Source organism: Gordonia westfalica (genome assembly GCF_900105725.1).
Classification (GTDB): domain Bacteria; phylum Actinomycetota; class Actinomycetes; order Mycobacteriales; family Mycobacteriaceae; genus Gordonia; species Gordonia westfalica.
Window position 1 is genome coordinate 3,445,409 of the sequence record NZ_FNLM01000034.1, and the last position, 15,626, is coordinate 3,461,034.

At 68.0% G+C, this 15,626-nt stretch carries 18 protein-coding genes and 1 tRNA gene; 9 read left to right on the forward strand and 10 right to left on the reverse strand.

The window, feature by feature from the left end; translation table 11 throughout:
• Positions 1-31: 31 nt before the first annotated feature.
• Genes BLU62_RS21285 through sp36 form a run of 4 tightly spaced genes read right to left on the reverse strand, consistent with a single transcriptional unit; the run spans position 32 to position 2,764 of the window.
• Positions 32-1,300 carry an MFS transporter gene (locus BLU62_RS21285; RefSeq protein WP_074851964.1) on the reverse strand — a complete coding sequence of 423 codons (1,269 nt, stop codon included), beginning with the start codon at positions 1,298-1,300 and terminating at the stop codon, positions 32-34.
• 54 nt (positions 1,301-1,354) lie between these two features.
• The gene (locus BLU62_RS21290; RefSeq protein ID WP_074851965.1) at positions 1,355-2,116 is read right to left on the reverse strand and encodes a TSUP family transporter; all 762 of its coding nucleotides are present in this window, start codon (positions 2,114-2,116) and stop codon (positions 1,355-1,357) included.
• 7 nt (positions 2,117-2,123) lie between these two features.
• Positions 2,124-2,597: a RidA family protein gene (locus BLU62_RS21295; protein WP_074851966.1), complete on the reverse strand. Its 474-nt coding sequence runs from the start codon at positions 2,595-2,597 to the stop codon at positions 2,124-2,126.
• A gap of 2 nt (positions 2,598-2,599) precedes the next feature.
• Entirely contained in the window at positions 2,600-2,764 is a 165-nt protein-coding gene (gene sp36 / locus BLU62_RS31925; RefSeq protein ID WP_004022081.1) for a Sp36 family protein, read from the reverse strand.
• Between the two features lie 43 nt (positions 2,765-2,807).
• On the opposite strand from sp36, the gene bagA reads away from it, so the two are divergent.
• Positions 2,808-3,878, forward strand: coding sequence for an ATPase BagA (gene bagA / locus BLU62_RS21305; RefSeq protein ID WP_074851967.1), 1,071 nt, complete (start codon positions 2,808-2,810; stop codon positions 3,876-3,878).
• Positions 3,878-4,972: an ArsA family ATPase gene (bagB, locus tag BLU62_RS21310; protein ID WP_074851968.1), complete on the forward strand. Its 1,095-nt coding sequence runs from the start codon at positions 3,878-3,880 to the stop codon at positions 4,970-4,972. The genes bagA and bagB overlap by 1 nt, the downstream gene beginning before the upstream one ends.
• Before the next feature lie 92 nt (positions 4,973-5,064).
• On the opposite strand, the gene BLU62_RS21315 is transcribed toward bagB, so the two are convergent.
• Complete coding sequence (locus BLU62_RS21315; RefSeq protein ID WP_024499565.1) at positions 5,065-5,376, reverse strand: WhiB family transcriptional regulator; 312 nt, start codon at positions 5,374-5,376, stop codon at positions 5,065-5,067.
• 338 nt (positions 5,377-5,714) lie between these two features.
• On the opposite strand from BLU62_RS21315, the gene BLU62_RS21320 reads away from it, so the two are divergent.
• From BLU62_RS21320 to BLU62_RS21335, 4 genes are all read left to right on the forward strand, one after another.
• Positions 5,715-8,165, forward strand: a complete 2,451-nt coding sequence (locus BLU62_RS21320) for a penicillin-binding protein (protein WP_074851969.1) — start codon at positions 5,715-5,717, stop codon at positions 8,163-8,165.
• A 62-nt stretch (positions 8,166-8,227) separates the two neighbouring features.
• Positions 8,228-9,235, forward strand: coding sequence for a metallophosphoesterase (locus BLU62_RS21325; RefSeq protein ID WP_074851970.1), 1,008 nt, complete (start codon positions 8,228-8,230; stop codon positions 9,233-9,235).
• A 4-nt stretch (positions 9,236-9,239) separates the two neighbouring features.
• Positions 9,240-9,935, forward strand: a complete 696-nt coding sequence (locus BLU62_RS21330) for a haloacid dehalogenase type II (protein ID WP_084811843.1) — start codon at positions 9,240-9,242, stop codon at positions 9,933-9,935.
• Positions 9,936-9,948: 13 nt separating this feature from the next.
• On the forward strand, positions 9,949-10,140 hold the full coding sequence (locus BLU62_RS21335) for a hypothetical protein (RefSeq protein WP_074851971.1): 192 nt from the start codon (positions 9,949-9,951) through the stop codon (positions 10,138-10,140).
• A gap of 115 nt (positions 10,141-10,255) precedes the next feature.
• On the opposite strand, the gene BLU62_RS21340 is transcribed toward BLU62_RS21335, so the two are convergent.
• A tRNA-Pro gene (locus BLU62_RS21340) sits at positions 10,256-10,329 on the reverse strand.
• 202 nt (positions 10,330-10,531) lie between these two features.
• On the opposite strand from BLU62_RS21340, the gene BLU62_RS21345 reads away from it, so the two are divergent.
• Both BLU62_RS21345 and BLU62_RS21350 read left to right on the forward strand, forming a co-directional pair.
• Positions 10,532-10,957 (forward strand): DUF7144 family membrane protein, encoded by a 426-nt coding sequence (locus BLU62_RS21345; protein ID WP_074851972.1) that lies wholly within the window; start codon positions 10,532-10,534, stop codon positions 10,955-10,957.
• Positions 10,958-11,097: 140 nt separating this feature from the next.
• Entirely contained in the window at positions 11,098-11,712 is a 615-nt protein-coding gene (locus BLU62_RS21350) for a lipocalin family protein (protein WP_074851973.1), read from the forward strand.
• A 46-nt stretch (positions 11,713-11,758) separates the two neighbouring features.
• Here BLU62_RS21350 and BLU62_RS21355 read toward each other — a convergent pair whose 3' ends face one another.
• The 3 genes from BLU62_RS21355 to BLU62_RS21365 all read right to left on the reverse strand — a co-directional run bounded on the left by BLU62_RS21355 (position 11,759) and on the right by BLU62_RS21365 (position 12,976).
• Entirely contained in the window at positions 11,759-11,983 is a 225-nt protein-coding gene (locus tag BLU62_RS21355) for a serine hydrolase family protein (RefSeq protein ID WP_074851974.1), read from the reverse strand.
• Between the two features lie 42 nt (positions 11,984-12,025).
• Positions 12,026-12,343, reverse strand: a complete 318-nt coding sequence (locus tag BLU62_RS21360; RefSeq protein ID WP_139180058.1) for a hypothetical protein — start codon at positions 12,341-12,343, stop codon at positions 12,026-12,028.
• A 177-nt stretch (positions 12,344-12,520) separates the two neighbouring features.
• Positions 12,521-12,976 carry a helix-turn-helix transcriptional regulator gene (locus BLU62_RS21365; protein ID WP_084811844.1) on the reverse strand — a complete coding sequence of 152 codons (456 nt, stop codon included), beginning with the start codon at positions 12,974-12,976 and terminating at the stop codon, positions 12,521-12,523.
• Between the two features lie 196 nt (positions 12,977-13,172).
• Here BLU62_RS21365 and BLU62_RS21370 point away from each other — a divergent pair, with 196 nt between their 5' ends.
• A complete protein-coding gene (locus BLU62_RS21370) occupies positions 13,173-14,294 on the forward strand; it encodes an acyl-CoA dehydrogenase family protein (RefSeq protein ID WP_084811929.1) in 1,122 nt (373 codons plus the stop codon).
• Here BLU62_RS21370 and BLU62_RS21375 read toward each other — a convergent pair.
• Entirely contained in the window at positions 14,231-15,625 is a 1,395-nt protein-coding gene (locus BLU62_RS21375) for a dipeptidase (RefSeq protein WP_074851977.1), read from the reverse strand. The two genes, BLU62_RS21370 and BLU62_RS21375, sit on opposite strands and share 64 nt — an antisense overlap.
• Position 15,626: the final 1 nt, after the last annotated feature.

Here is a 15,626-nt window from a genome sequence, read left to right on the forward strand (position 1 = left end):
TCAACCGAATGACAATTAATGACTCAGGACACTAGGCCATCGCGGCCTGCCGGCGCCCGCGCGCACCGTCGACCACCACATACACGGCGGTGACCACCGCGATCGTCCCGGCACCGAGTACGAGGGCGGCGTATCCGAACGCACCCACCACGACCCCGGCCAGCGCACCCGCCCCGGCTCCGGCGAGGCTCATCGAGGTGTCCGAGACACCCTGTGCAGCAGCACGTCTGGTGACCTCTACGGCGTCGGTCAGCAGGGTCGACGCCGCGACCGTGGACGCCGACCACCCGATGCCGAGCAGGACCAGTGCGGCGACCAGACCGGCCTGGGAGTCGACGAACACGAAGCCGACGATGCAACTGACGACGAGAACGGCCTGACCGACGAGGATGACCGGAACTCTTCCAGCACGGTCGGCGAGGATGCCCATCAGCGGTGAGAGCGCGAACATCCCGGCGATGTGGGCGCTGATCGAGAGCCCGACAAGCGTCACCGACGCGCCACCGTGGTGCAGGTGAACGGGCGTCAGCGCCATGACACCGACCATCACCGCATGCGCCGAGACGACCGCCGCCAACGCCGCTCGGGCGGCGGGTGATTGCATGATCGCCGAAAGCCCCTCCGCCAGAGACGGTCTCGATGTCGATTCGGAAATACCACGATACGCTTCCACGAGCGGGTCGGGCCGCAGACCGACGAGGAGCACGGCTGCCGCACACAGGCATCCGACGGCGCCCAACAGGAACGGCCCCGCCATGTCCGCCATCCCGACCCGACTCGCGACGCTCGCCCCGAGCGGAACCAGCGCGGGACCGACGACGGCGCCGACCATCGTCATCCAGACCACGAGCGACAGGTCTCGACCCCGCGTCTCCGGCGCGGCCAGGTCCGTCGCCGCGAACCGGGCCTGAAGGCTGACCGCCGTCCCCGATCCGAGCGCGATCATCCCCGCGAGCATCAGCAGGAACCAGCCGCGGTCCACGGCGAAGGCCACGATCAGCGCGCCGGTCGCGGCGACCATCAGCCCGGTGGCGAGCGCGGGTCTCCGACCGCGCGCCGACGCCAGCGCCGCGAGCGGCAGCCCGGCTGCTGCCGCGCCGAGCGTCAACACCGTGGCCGGCAACCCGGCCAGCGACTCGGTCCCGGACAGCTCCTCACCGATGATCGCGCCCAGTGCCAGGGCACCGCCCATCGAGACGCCTCCCAGCACCTGAACCAGGCACAGCAGGACGACGGTGCGACGCTGGATCGCGACGCGCGTCGAGTCGGCGGCGGACTCGGTGGAGGCGTTCACCCCCACAGCATCTCCCGTTCCGGCCCGGCACCGCCACGCCTTTTCGCCTGCGCACGTGGATCAGTCGGTGATCAGGTCGTACCCCAACTTCCCGACCATCACCACGACGACGGCCAGGAGCACCCACCGCACGAACGAACTACCGCGCCCGATGGCCATGTGCGAGCCGATCTGGGCGCCGACGATGTTGGCGACGGCCAGTCCGAGACCCAAGAGCCACAGCACATTTCCCTGGAGCCCGAACACCGTCAGCGCCCCTAGGTTGGTACCGGTGTTGATGACCTTGGCCATCGCCGAACTCTCCAGGAAGGAAGTCCCCACCAGAGCGGTCAGGCTGATGATGAGGAAGGTCCCGGTCCCGGGCCCCATGACGCCGTCGTAGAAGGCGATCACGACGCCGGCGATGACCAGTCCGGCGATCGTCGACAGACGCGATCGCGGTCCCGTCGACGCGTCACCGCCGAAACCGGGGTTCAGCGCGACGAAGAGCCCGACGCCGACGAGCATCACCAGCACGATCGGCGTGAAGATCTCCGTCGGCAGCGAGATCGCCACCAGCGCACCGAGAGCCGAGAACACGAGCGCGGCGACGAACACCGGGATCAGCCTGCGCAGGTCGATGCGCACGTGCCGCACGTAGCGCCAGGCCGCCGACGCGGTACCGAAGACCGCGGCGAGCTTGTTGGTGCCGAGCGCCGTCGCCGTCGGCAGGCCGGGTTGCGCGATCAGCATCGCGGGGATCAACACCAGTCCCCCGCCGCCGACCACGGCGTCGACCCATCCGGCAGCTGCGGCCGCGACGATCAGTAGCGCGACGTCCAAACCGGCGTCAGGCCACTTCGACGATCAGTTCCACCTCGACCGGCGCACCGAGCGGGAGCTCGGCGACACCGACGGCCGAACGAGCGTGCACGCCCGCGTCCCCGAAGATCTCGCCCAACACGTCCGATGCGCCGTTGATGACCTTCGGCTGTCCGGTGAAGCCCGGCGCCGACGCGACGAAGCCGACCACCTTGACGATGCGCACGACCGAGTCGATTCCGACCAGCGCATGCACGGCGGCGAGCGCGTTCAACGCGCACGCACGGGCCGCGGCGGTGGCCTCATCCGGACGCACGACGCCCTCGGCGCCGTCGGACACCTTGCCGTGGACCGAGAGTTCGCCGTTGACGACCGGGAGCTGACCCGAGGTGTAGACGAGGTTTCCGGTGCGCACGGCCGGCGTGTAACTCGCCACCGGAGGCACCACGTCGGGCAGCGCGATGCCGAGCTCGGCGAGTCGATCTGTCCAGGTCGCTGCCATGTTCAGCCCTTCGGTCGCTTCAGGTAGGCGACGTGCTGCTCACCGGTCGGGCCGGGCAGCACCGACACCAGTTCCCAGCCGTCGGCACCCCACTGATCGAGGATCTGTTTGGTCGCATGCGTCAGCAGCGGCACCGTCACGTATTCCCAGGCGGTCACTTCACTCATGGACTCACCCTATCTGCCGACCATCAATGGATAAGGTGTTGCGGTGGCCAATGAACAGGGCTCACGTTCCGGGGCGGGGGAAGGTCTCGATTCCGGCGTGACAGACAAGTCTTCAGTCACTGTCGACAACGAGTGGCCGGACGCGGCATCGCGCGCCCGGTTGCACTTCGTATCGGGCAAGGGCGGAACGGGTAAGACGACCATCGCGGCAGCACTCGCACTCGCGCTCGCCGCCGACGGCAAGAAGGTTCTCCTGGTGGAGACCGAGGGGCGGCAGGGTATCGCGCAGCTCTTCGACATCCCGCCGCTGCCGCCGACCGACACCAAGATCGCGACCGCCGAGGGCGGCGGCGAGGTGTCGGCGCTCGCCGTCGACATCGAGCACGCACTGCTCGAATACCTCGACATGTTCTACAACCTCGGCTTCGCCGGCCGGGCGATGAAGCGCATCGGCGCCATCGACTTCGTGACCACAGTGGCACCGGGCCTGCGCGACGTGCTGCTCACCGGCAAGATCAAAGAGCGCATCATCCACACCGACAAGCAGGGCAACCGCGTGTACGACGCGGTGGTCGTCGACGCACCGCCGACCGGCCGGATCGGCAACTTCCTCGACGTCACCCAGGCGATGGCCGACCTCGCCAAGACCGGTCCGATCCGCAATCAGAGCGAGGGCGTCGTCCGCCTGCTGCATTCCGAGGAGACCGTCGTCCACCTCGTGACGCTGCTCGAGGCGATGCCGATCCAGGAGACCATCGAGGCGATCGAGGAGCTGCGCGGCAAGAACCTCAACCTCGGCAGCCTCATCATCAACCGGGTCAGTGCACCGCACCTGCCCGCCGACACGATCGACGAGATCGCCGAGGGCCAGATCGACGCCTCGCGTATCGAGGAGAACCTGACGGCCGCCGGCGTGAAGCTCACCGACGGCGACCTGTCCGGTCTGCTCACCGAGACCATCGAGCACGCGACCCGCCTGCAGGCGCAACAGATCGCGAAGGCCCAGCTCGACGAGGTGGAACTGCCGACGCTCGAGATGCCGTCCCTGGGCGACGGCGTCGACCTCGGTTCCATCTACGAGCTGGCCAACCTTCTCCAGAAAGCGGGTGCGTGATGCCACTCGACCTCAAGATGGGGGCGGTGCTGACCGACCCCGCGACCCGCGTCGTCATCTGTTGCGGAGCCGGCGGCGTCGGCAAGACCACGACCGCGGCCGCGATGGCGATGTACGCCGCCGAGCAGGGACGCACCGTCGCGGTCCTCACCATCGACCCGGCCAAGCGTCTCGCCCAGTCACTCGGGATGTCCGAACTCACCAACGAGCCGCAGCCCGTGCCGATCGACGGCAAGGGCACGCTCGACGCGATGATGCTCGACATGCGGCGCACCTTCGACGAGATGGTGCTCGAGTACTCCACTCCCGAACGCGCCGAGGCGATCATGCAGAACGCCTTCTATCAGACGGTCGCGTCGTCGTTCTCCGGCACGCAGGAGTACATGGCGATGGAGAAGCTCGGCAAGCTGCTCGAGCAGGATCACTGGGATCTCATCGTCGTCGACACCCCGCCCTCCCGGAACGCCCTCGACTTCCTCGACGCACCACAGCGTCTCGGTTCGTTCCTGTCGGGCCGGCTGATGAAGGTGCTGGTCGGCGGCGGACGCGGCGTCGGCCGCATGGTGACCGGCGCGATGAGCCTGGCGATGCGCGGCGTCTCCACCATCATCGGCGGGGACATGCTGCGCGACGTCGCGATGTTCGTCCAGTCCCTGGACTCGATGTTCGGCGGCTTCCAGGATCGCGCGCTGAAGACCTACGAGCTGCTCAAGCAGCCCGGTACGCAGTTCGCGGTGGTCGCGGCGGCCGAGGCCGACGCGCTGCGGGAGGCGGCGTTCTTCGTCGACCGGCTGTCGGAGGAGACGATGCCGCTGGCGGGTCTGATCCTCAACCGGACCCATCCGAACCTGACGTCGATCCACGAAGAGGCGGCGCTGGTGGCACTCGAGTCGGTCACCGACGACCTGACCCGGGGGGTGCTGCAGATCCACGCCGATCGCGCCGCCACCGGTAAGCGCGAACTCCACTTGCTGCAGCGTTTCACGGCGGCCCATCCGCGGGTCCCGATCGTCGGGGTCCCGGCGCTGCCGTTCGAGGTCGCGGACGTGACCGCACTCCGCGCCGTCGCGGAGCAGATCACCGGACGTGGCTGAGCTCCCTCACCACCGGGAGACCGATGGCAATCGGCTCGGCCGACTTTCGCCGGTCGAGCCGAATTGCTTTGGCTGAAGAGGTGTCGGGTGGGTCAGACCGCGTCGGCGCGCTGGCGGCGGCGCTGGGCTTCGAAGAACGCCGACCACGAGGTGACCTCGGGGTGCTGGCGCAGGAGCGCGCGACGCTGACGTTCGGTCAGGCCACCCCAGACACCGAATTCGACGCGGTTGTCTAGGGCGTCGGCACCGCATTCGAGCTGCACCGGGCAGTGCCGGCAGATCGTTGCGGCCTTACGCTGCGCTGCTCCTCTCACGAACAGGTCGTCGGGGTCTCCTCCTCGGCATCGTGCCCTGGCCACCCAGGCCAGGCGATCTTCTCCGGTAGAAACTGCCGCTGTCGCCATCCGCCACCCCTACTTGTCGTGTTCCGCATAGCCCCGAAACCGGGACTCAACTCGCTGCTCAGACCATATTTACAGCCAACTGTTACGTAAGTCACATTCTGCACTCAATCTAGGGATCTGTGCATGGGTGCGCAACCCCTGGAGCGCAACAAAGTGGGACCACCGTGCAAACTCATCTGATCGGGGGGTTGCATTCACGTTGGTTCGGGGTTGCGCCGACGCGCCGCCGGCGCCTTCTTCCAGCACGCCGGCAGCGTGTCCAGGCACAACGCACCCAGAGGATCCCGGGGGCGAGGCTGGGCGATGTTCGGCCCGATCGCACGTATCCTGTCGGGGTGATGTCGAAGAAACTGTGGTCACTGGCCGGGGCGAGCCTGCTGGCCGGGGTTCTCGTCGCGGGCCTGCTCTATCCGGTGGCCAGTGGGGTCGGCGTCGTCTCCAACCGGGCGGCCGCGGCAGTCGAGAACGTCTCCTCCGAACTCCTGAACGGCACCTTGCCGGAGGTCACCACCATGACCGACGTCAACGGGAAGCCGATCGCAGTGCTGTTCGACCAGTACCGATACCAGGTCGGATACAACGACATCTCGCCCGACATGATCCGCGCGATCATCTCCGTCGAGGACCGGCGCTTCCTCGAACACGACGGCGTCGACTGGAAGGGCACCATCCGCGCCGCGCTGAAGAACTCGTCGTCGGGTGAGGTCCAGCAGGGTGCGTCGACGCTCGATCAGCAGTACATCAAGAACTATCAACTACTCGTGCTGGCCCGCACCGAGGCCGACCGCCAGGCCGCCGTCGAGACCACCCCGGCGCGCAAGCTGCGCGAGGTGCGCATGGCGCTGACGCTCGAGCAGACCCTCATCGACCAGGCCAAGCGCGACAAGGGACTCGACGACGCCGCGGCCAAGCAGGAGGCGAAGAAGCAGATCGTCACCCGCTATCTGAACGTCGTGCCCTTCGGCAACAACGCCTACGGCATCGAGGCGGCCGCGCAGACGTACTTCGGGATCCCGGCCAAGGACCTGAAGGTCCAGCAGGCGGCGATGCTGGCCGGCATGGTCCAGTCGAGTTCGGCGCTCAACCCCTACAGCAACGCCGAGGGAACGCTGACCCGCCGGAACCTCGTGCTGGACACGATGATCGACAACTTCCCCGAACGACGCGCCGAACTGGTGGCGGCCAAGGAGACGCCGCTGGGCGTGCTGCCGAGTCCGCGGACGCCGACACAGGGTTGTATCGCCGCCGACTCCGAGGGCTTCTTCTGCGACTACGCGCTACAGTTCCTCGCCGAGAACGGCATGTCCCGCAATTCGGTGCTCCGCGGCGGATTCATCATCCAGACCACCCTCGATCCCGACGTCCAGCGGGCGACGAATCGTGCCGTGAAGGCGCAGGCGAGTCCGACCGCCGACGGCGTGGCCGACGTGATGAGCACCATCCGCCCCGGCGACAAGTCCCACGACGTGCTGTCGATGGCGTCCAGTCGCAGGTACGGCCTCGACCTCAACGCCGGCGAGACGATGCAGCCACAACCGTTCTCGATGGTCGGTGACGGTGCGGGCTCGGTGTTCAAGATCTTCACCGTCGCCGCGGCCATGGAGAAGGGGCTCGGTGCGGGCTCGAGCATCCCGGTCCCCGGTTTCGTCGCCGTGGAGGGCATGGGCAACAGCGCCGGGGCCAACGGCTGCCCGGTCAACGCCTACTGCGTCAAGAACGACGGCCGCTACCCGGCTTCGTTGTCGGTGTCCGACGCGCTCGCGCAGTCGCCGAACACCGCGTTCGTCAAGCTGCTGCAGCAGGTCGGCGTGAAGCCGGCCGTCGACATGGCCGTGCGTCTCGGCCTGCGCTCCTACACGGTGCCCGGCTCGTCGGGTTACGGCGAGAAGAGCATGGCGCAGTACGTCAAGGACGGGAACTTCGGCTCGTTCACCCTCGGACCGCTGCCGCTCAACGGCCTCGAACTCGCCAACGTGGCCGCGACCATCGCCTCGGGCGGCACCTGGTGTCCGCCCAATCCGATCAAGGCGATCAGCCGCGTCAAGCGCGACCAGTACGGCAACCCGGTGATCGGTCCCGACGGACAGCGCGCCCTCACGTCGGTCCCGTTCAACTCCCCCGGATGCGAGCAGGTCGTCGACAAGGGTCTGGCCGAGACCCTCGCCAATGCACTGAGCAAGGACGACAGGGGTGGCGGCACCGCGGCCGGCGCGGCCGGTTCCGCCGGCTGGACGCTGCCCATGTCGGGCAAGACGGGTACCACCGAGGCGCACCGCAGCTCCGCGTTCGTCGGCTTCACCAACCAGATCGCCGGTGCGGCATACGTCTACAGCGACGGCCCCAACCCGCAGGGCGTCTGCAGCAGCCCGCTGCGGTCCTGCTACGACGGTGACCTCTACGGCGGCATGGAACCGGCGCGCACGTGGTTCCAGGCCATGAAGCCGGTTGCCACCAAGTACGGCCCGGTCCGGCTCCCTCCGATCGACCGCGAGTACTGGAACGGCAGCGACCGCGGACGAATCCCCCAGGTCAGCGGGTTGACCGCCAGTGAGGCCACCTCGCGCCTGCAGCGCGCCGGCTTCAAGGTCAACGAGCTGGAAGTCGACAGCGGACGCTCGAAGGGCACGGTCGTGTTCACCGCGCCGTCGGACTCCGCGATGCCCGGCAGCACCGTGACGATCTACGTCAGCAACGGTCGTCGTGCCGGCGGCAGTGACAGCAACGGCCCCACCGAGACCACCGTGGTGGTCCCCGGCGTCGGACCGGTCGTCATCCAACTGCCCGGCTGAGCCGCGCACCGGAGCGCCGCCGAAGGGATGGGCATGCGCTCGGAGGTGCGTATTCTGAACAGATGCAGCACTCCGAACTCGACTTCGCACGCCTCGGCCGGTCACGCCTCGGTTCGTCCGGTTCCGGGGTCGGTTCGCGCGCACTGATCGGTGCCGCGGGACTCGCCGCGGCCGGCCTCGTCTACTCGACCGTCATCGAGCGCAACGCCTTCGCCCTGCGCCACACGACGCTGTCGGTCCTCGAACCCGGCGCCTCTCCCCTGCGGGTCCTGCACATCAGCGACCTGCACATGATGCCCAACCAGCGACTCAAGCAGGCGTGGATCTCCGAGCTCGAGGCACTGGAACCGGATCTGGTGGTCAACACCGGAGACAACCTCGCGCACCCGCAGGCGGTGCCGGCGGTGATCCAGTCCCTCGGCGGGCTGCTGTCACGTCCCGGTCTGTTCGTCTTCGGTTCCAACGACTACTTCGGCCCCAAGCCGAAGAACCCGTTCAAGTACTTCAAGAAGAATCACCAGCGCACCCACGGCGAACCGCTCCCCTGGCAGGACCTGCGGGCGGCGTTCACCGAACGCGGCTGGCTCGACGCCACGCACACCGTGCGCGAGCTCGAGGTCAGCGGGGTGCGTGTGGTCGCGGCCGGTGTCGACGATCCGCACATCGAGCGGGATCGTTACGAGACCATCGCCGGTCGCCCGAACCCCCTGGCACACCTGCGGCTCGGCCTGACCCACTCCCCCGAACCGCGGGTCCTCGACCGTTTCGCCGACGACGGTTACGACCTCGTCATGGCCGGCCACACCCACGGCGGCCAGTTGTGCCTGCCGTTCTTCGGCGCGCTCGTCACCAACTGCCACATCGACCGTTCCCGGGTGAAGGGGCCGTCGAACTGGGGCTCGTCGATGAAGCTGCACGTCAGTGCCGGGCTGGGCACCTCGCCGTACGCACCGGCACGGTTCTGCTGCCGGCCGGAGGCCAGCCTGGTCACCCTGACGCCGGTCTCGCACGGCGACGCCGACTACGACGCCGACCAGTCGCTGCCGCAGCTGGCGCGCGAGACCCTGTGAGGCCGTGCCGATTCTCGGTGTGAAGGTTCTGGCGTTCGACACCTTCGGCACGGTCACCGACTGGTTCACCGGCATCTCCGGTGCCGTCGCACAGACCGTGCCCGGGGTCGACGCCGCCGACTTCGCCCGCGAGTGGCGTCGCCGCTACTCGCCGATCCTCGCGCGCGTCGAGTCCGGAGAGCTCCCCTGGCGCCGTCTCGACGATCTGCAGACCGAGACCCTTCACGATGTCGCAACAGCCTTCGGCGTGACTCTCGACGCCGAGCAGAGCCGCGTCCTCGTGCGCGCGTGGCGCACCATCCCGGGCTGGCCCGACGCCGCCGAGGGGATACGGCGTCTCAAGCGGGACCACATCGTGTGCGCCCTCAGCAACGGAACAGTGGCGTTGCTGACCGACATGGCGCGGCACGACGACTTCGCGTGGGACGTCATCGGCGGCTCCGACCTCTGGAAGCACTACAAGCCGGCACGCGAGACCTACTGTGGCCTGGCCGAGCTCCTCGAGGTCGAGCCGGACGAGGTGATGATGGTCGCCACCCACCAGACCGACCTCGACGCCGCGCGTTCCTTCGGCCTGCGCACCGCGTTCATCGAGCGGCCCGACGAATGGGGCGGCGAGCCGAAGGACGACTCCGGGTCTCCGGACAACGACTTCCACGCGACCGATCTGCTCGATCTGGCCCGGCAGCTGGGCTGTTGAAAGAGGCCGCCCGATGACGCTCGACGATCTACGCCGCTGGGAGGACTCGGGGGCCGGCTGGCGTGTCATCCACCGCGGCCCGGAGGGCGTCACCGTGAGTCTGCTGCGCTGTGACGGTGGTGAAGAGGTGGATCGGTTCGTCACCGACGACCCGGAGATCCTCGCGCACATCGGCGGGCGGGTCTCGTCGGAGCAGGAGATCTGAGCAGCCCGCAAGGTGACGGGAAACGAGGAAACCCCGGCCGCATCTCTGCGGACCGGGGTCTCACTGCTTGTGTCTCAACCAACACATCTTGCTGACCGACCGTGGTCGATCTCTGTCGGGGTGGCGGGATTCGAACCCACGACCTCTTCGTCCCGAACGAAGCGCGCTACCAAGCTGCGCCACACCCCGTGTGTAGCCTGCGATAGCTTATACCCGACCCCCGCCGAGTATTAAATCGCCTGGTCAAAGATGTGCCGGAACTGAACGAAACGCCGCGGGAGACGGGTCGGACGTCCCATCCTTGGTTAAGGTCCACCCGCAACAACGCCCCCGCGCCGTCGCCCAGGACCTCTGGATGCCGGCGTTCACACCACCACGAAAGGACGCCACCATGAGCGCTTCCACCGATGAGCAGGCGAACTCGTCCGCGAAACAGGGCTTCGCCTTCGGCATCTCGATCGTCGCCGCCGCACTGCTGTTCGTCGCAGGTCTCGTCTCGATCTTCCAGGGAATCGCGGCGATCGCCAACGACGAGCTCTTCGTCGTCGGAAGCAACTACATCTTCGAGTTCGACCTCACCGCGTGGGGCTGGATCCACCTCATCCTCGGCATCGTCGGCATCCTGATCGCCGGCGGCCTCGCGGTAGGTGCCGACTGGGCGCGGATCGGAGCGATCGTGATCGCCTCGCTGTCGATCGTCGCCCAGTTCCTGTGGCTGCCGTACTACCCGGCGTGGGCCATCCTGATCATCGTCCTCGACCTCATCGTCATCTGGGCGGTCTCCACCTGGAACCCGAACAACGCCTACAACATGTGATCTCCCCGCTCCACCAGCGATGATGCCGGCCGGCAAGGCCCGCGAGGTGCTCGACCCATCCGTGACGCGTTCCTGGTCCGAACCTCTGTTGACAGCCCACCGGGGCTCGACGGAGACGATCGGCCCACGAAAGGAACATCATGCGCGTCACACGCACCCTCGCAGCCCTTGTCGCCGGCATTGTCGCCAGTATCGGCTTCACCGTCGGGGCGGCCCCGGCACAGGCGGCGCCCCTGGCGCCCGTCGAGAAACTCGACGTCGACCGCTATCTCGGCAAGTGGTGGCAGCTGGCCACCGTTCCGTCGTTCTGGGGCGTCACCTGCGCCCGCGACACCAGCGCCTTCTACACCCGCATCGACGCGAAGACCATCGGCGTCGACAACCAGTGCACCGGCCCCACCGGGATGAAGGGCGGGGTCATCGGACAGGCCACCGTCGTGGACACCAAGTCGAATGCTCAACTGTCCGTGCGATTCCCGCAGACACCGGCGAGCATCAACCCCAACGGTGCACCGAACTACATCGTCGCCCATCTCGAGGACGGCGGCAATCCCGATGGGCCGTACAAGTACTCGATCGTCGGCGATCCCACTCGGGCATCGGGATTCCTGCTCTCCCGCGACAAGGTCGTCTCGAACTCCGAACTGCGTCGACTGACCAAGGAGATCGAGAAGGTCGGCTTCAACCCGTGCACCTTCCTCGTCTCACCGACCACCGGCGGCCGCAGCGACTACTCACCGCTCTGCACGATCTGACGGCCTGGCGGTGCGCCGCTGGCTCGAAAACCGTTGGCGGGCACACTCACCGAGCAGGGAGTGTGTGCTGGATCCGGATGCTGTCCCACCACAACTGCTGGTCGGCGTCGTCGAGGAGGTCTCCGCCGACGAACGCCTCGATCCAGGTCATCAGGTCGTCGGCGGTCGAGACGACGCCGCCGGCCGCCCAGGCCCACGAGGGGCTCATCACCGTCACATCGTTGGGCTGCAGGGTTCCGGCCCTCGCCGCCGCGGTCTCCTCGGGCGCCATCGGCTTGTCCGAGACCTGCAGCGGGCCGTACTGATATCCGTGTCAGAACGGCGCCGAAAGCGTTGTGTCGGTCGCCGCGGGCGCGATGTCATCGCCCGTTGTCGTGGTACCGGCCGAAACCGTGTGAGTCCCTGCGGGGGTCCGGATCAGCGCAAGCGCACCGGGCACCAGGAGTTCCTCGATCGCGTCGTCGAGGGTCGCGGTCATCGCGGCGACATCGATCTGTCTGAGTTCGGGATTCGACTCGGTTGCCGACCCGCCGGAGGAGCAACCGGACAGGACCAGGCCCCAGGTGACGATGAGCGCGACCAACGCGCCGCGGGGTGCCTGAGCCGACGATCGACATCGAAAGCTCCTCATGCCGTACGCCTTCCACCGGCCCGCACCAGGACGGGCGTGCGATGTAGTCGTACCACGCCGAAGATCTCACCGTGCCCGAATGTCGACAATTCGGACAGTCGGGAATTGCCGAAGCCCTACCGGCGTGAGGTGCACACACCATCGGCGCAAGCACCAAAGTGCTTGCGCCGACATGTATCAGCTGGCTTCTGCGTCGGGCGCCGTGGCGGCGCGACGGAACTCGTCCGGGGTGACCCCGTATCTCGCACGGAAGCGGTTCCGCATCGTCGCCGTGGAGGCGAAGCCCGAAGCATGTGCCACCGCTTCTAGTTTCAGATTCCCCGGCCCGGCGAGCAGGCGGCGCGCCCACTCCAGACGGCGGTCGGCGATCATCTCGGCCAGCGAGGTCGGACTGCCGGCGAGCACACGGTAGAGGTGTCGGCGGCTCACGTGGAGGTGCCGTGCCACGACCTCGACACTGAAATCCGGGTCGCGGAAATTACGCTCGATGAGGTCGGTGACGGCGGCGCGTAGATACCGCTCACTGGTACGCAAGTCGGACACCGCGACGCGGGAAACCTGTTCGCTAGGCGAAACACGTTCCGGCGCAATGCTCATCACTTGCCCGTCACTACCATTGGGACCTGGGCCCACCTGATTCCTTCCACGAGACTTCTCCTCCAACCCACATCAGAGATTACCGACGGGCCGATTCCCGGTCTTGGGCCTTTGGTCCCAAATCGACGGGTTCTTGTCACGGGATTGTGCTGCGGGGCGCGGACTTTCCCTATCCACTTCGCTCAGGGACTGGGTCAGGCGTCCACCATCCGGGGGACGTAGGGTGGACTCCGTGAGCACCCAGGACCCGACCGCTCGCCGGAATGCCCTGCGCGCGGAAGCCCTCCGCATCGCCGACGATGTCCTGTTCCCCGCGGCCGCGGAGGTGGACCGGACCGGCACCGTCCCGGCATCCCACTGGCGGGCACTCGCCGATGCCGGCCTCTACGGCATCGCCGCGCCGGTCGAGGCCGGCGGACCCGGCCTCGAGTTCGGCGAGGTCACCGAGATCCTGGAGATCCTCGTCAGCGGTTGTCTGTCGACCGCTTTCACCTGGCTCCAGCACCACGGTGTCGTCATCTCCCTGTCACGGACCCCGAACTCGCCGTTACGCGACGAACTGCTCCAGCCCACCGTCGCCGGCCGGTTGCGGGTAGGCGTCGCCTACGCCGGCGTCGTGCCGACCCCGCCCCGGATGACGGCCACCCGCACCGGCCGGGGCTGGTCCTTCACCGGGCACGCTCCCTTCGTCAGCGGCTGGGGCCTGGTCGACCTCCTGCAGATCTCGGCCCGCGACGCGGCGACCGACGATGTCATCGCCGCGATCCTCCCCACCGCCGATCTACCGTCCGGCGTCCGGGCATCCCCGCTCGCACTGACGGCAGCGGCGGCGACGGCGACGGTGTCGGTGCAGGTCGACGAGCTCGCGGTTCCCGACACCCGAGTCGTCAGTCGGGTCACGTCGGCCGAGTTCTTCGCCAATCAGAACGTCGGTGTCCGACTCAACGGCACGCTGCCGTTAGGGCTGCTCCGACGCTGTACCGCACTCCTCGACGTCGCAGGGCAGGCACCGGCCGCCCGCCGGCTCCGCGAGCGCGCCGACGAGGCACGCGTCGCCCTCGACTCGGCGATGAGCGACGCCGCCTCGTTGCTCGCCGCACGGGCCGACGCCGCCCGACTCGCCCTCGATGCAGCCGCCACCCTGGTCGCGGCACGTGGCGGTGAGGCACTGCTCCGCGGCAGCGACCCGGAGCGACTGTTCCGGGAGGCCTCGTTCGTGCTCGTCGCCGCGAGCCGACCCGAGCTCAAGGACCTGCTGGTGCGGCGGTTCGGCGGGCTATCCGAGCCCGATCAGACGCCGCTCGCCCCGGCGGCGTCCGCCGTCCGGCCGGTCTGGGCCGCGCGCGACGCATAGTCGCGCAGGAACAGCGCCTCGGCGAGCGCGATCCGCTCGATCTCGGTCGGGGCGACGCTCTCGTTGGGCGCATGGATCAGGCACTGCGGCTCCTCGACACCGAAGAGCATGATCTCGGCGTCGGGGAAGGTGCTCTGCAGGACGTTGCACAGCGGGATCGACCCGCCCTGCCCCTGGATCAGCACCTCGCTGCCGTATGCGGCCGCCAGCGCGTCGGTGAGCGTCTCGTAGGCGGGGCCGGACGTCGAACCGACGAACGGCGATCCGACCGCCTCGCGTTCGAAGGACACCCGCGCATTCCACGGGGTGACCGCCTCGAGGTGTTCGACGAGTGCGTCCTGGGCGTATGTGGGGTCCATTCCCGGTGGCACCCGAAGGTTGATGCGTGCTCGTGCGCGCGGTTGGACCGCGGCCGACGACCCGACCACCGGCGGGCAGTCGATGCCGAGCACCGTCGCCGCGGGCCGCGCCCACACCATGTCCGACACCGATCCGGAACCCACGAGTTCGACGCCGTCGAGAACCGTTGCGTCCGAACGGAACTGCTCGGGCGGATAGGACACCCCGGGCCACTCCGCGTCGGCGTCGAGGCCGGTGACGGTGGTGTTGCCGTGCTCGTCGCGCAGGGTGGCGAGCATCGAGATCAGCGCGGCGAGTGCATCCGGCGCGGCTCCACCGAACATCCCGGAATGCATTGCCGACTGCAGGGTTTCGACCGTCACATCGATGTTGGCGATGCCGCGCAGCGTCGTGGTGAGGCTGGGTTTGCCGACCGCGAAGTTGCCGGAGTCGGCGATCAGGATCGCATCGGCGCGCAACAGGTCGGGGTTCTCGACCGCGAAGTGCTCGAGTCCACCGGTCCCCTGCTCCTCCGAGCCCTCGCCGATGATCTTCACGGTGACGCCGAGGTCACCGGCCAGCGCGCGAAGCGCGGTGAGGTGGACAGCGATGTTGCCCTTGCAGTCGGCTGCTCCGCGCCCGTACCAGCGGCCGTTGCGCTCGGTCAGCTCCCACACCGGCGAATCCCATTCGTCATCACCCAGCGGCGGCTGCACGTCGTGGTGGAAGTACAGCAGGACGGTCGGCGCGCCTTCCGGACCGGGGATCTGCCCGGTGACGGCCTTGGATCCGTCACTCGTCACATGCGCGGCCACATCGTCGACGCCGAGCTCACGGAACGTTGCCAGCAACCACTCGACCATGCCGTCGCATTCCGCCGTCGGGAACTGCTGCGGGTCGTGGACCGAGCGGAACCGCACCATCTCCGTCAGGTCCGACTTCGCGCGAGGCATCAACTCCCGCACCCGATCCCGCAATGTCGCGTCGTCCATG

Coding starts and splice junctions, on each gene's coding strand:
- BLU62_RS21335 (WP_074851971.1), top strand. CDS start 9,949: ATGACGCTCGACGATCTACGCCGCTGGGAGGACTCGGGGGCCGGCTGG.
- BLU62_RS21345 (WP_074851972.1), top strand. CDS start 10,532: ATGAGCGCTTCCACCGATGAGCAGGCGAACTCGTCCGCGAAACAGGGC.
- BLU62_RS21360 (WP_139180058.1), bottom strand. CDS start 12,343: ATGAGGAGCTTTCGATGTCGATCGTCGGCTCAGGCACCCCGCGGCGCG.
- BLU62_RS21375 (WP_074851977.1), bottom strand. CDS start 15,625: ATGGACGACGCGACATTGCGGGATCGGGTGCGGGAGTTGATGCCTCGC.
- BLU62_RS21320 (WP_074851969.1), top strand. CDS start 5,715: ATGTCGAAGAAACTGTGGTCACTGGCCGGGGCGAGCCTGCTGGCCGGG.
- bagB (WP_074851968.1), top strand. CDS start 3,878: ATGCCACTCGACCTCAAGATGGGGGCGGTGCTGACCGACCCCGCGACC.
- sp36 (WP_004022081.1), bottom strand. CDS start 2,764: ATGAGTGAAGTGACCGCCTGGGAATACGTGACGGTGCCGCTGCTGACG.
- BLU62_RS21315 (WP_024499565.1), bottom strand. CDS start 5,376: ATGGCGACAGCGGCAGTTTCTACCGGAGAAGATCGCCTGGCCTGGGTG.
- BLU62_RS21325 (WP_074851970.1), top strand. CDS start 8,228: ATGCAGCACTCCGAACTCGACTTCGCACGCCTCGGCCGGTCACGCCTC.
- BLU62_RS21355 (WP_074851974.1), bottom strand. CDS start 11,983: ATGGCGCCCGAGGAGACCGCGGCGGCGAGGGCCGGAACCCTGCAGCCC.
- BLU62_RS21295 (WP_074851966.1), bottom strand. CDS start 2,597: ATGGCAGCGACCTGGACAGATCGACTCGCCGAGCTCGGCATCGCGCTG.
- BLU62_RS21350 (WP_074851973.1), top strand. CDS start 11,098: ATGCGCGTCACACGCACCCTCGCAGCCCTTGTCGCCGGCATTGTCGCC.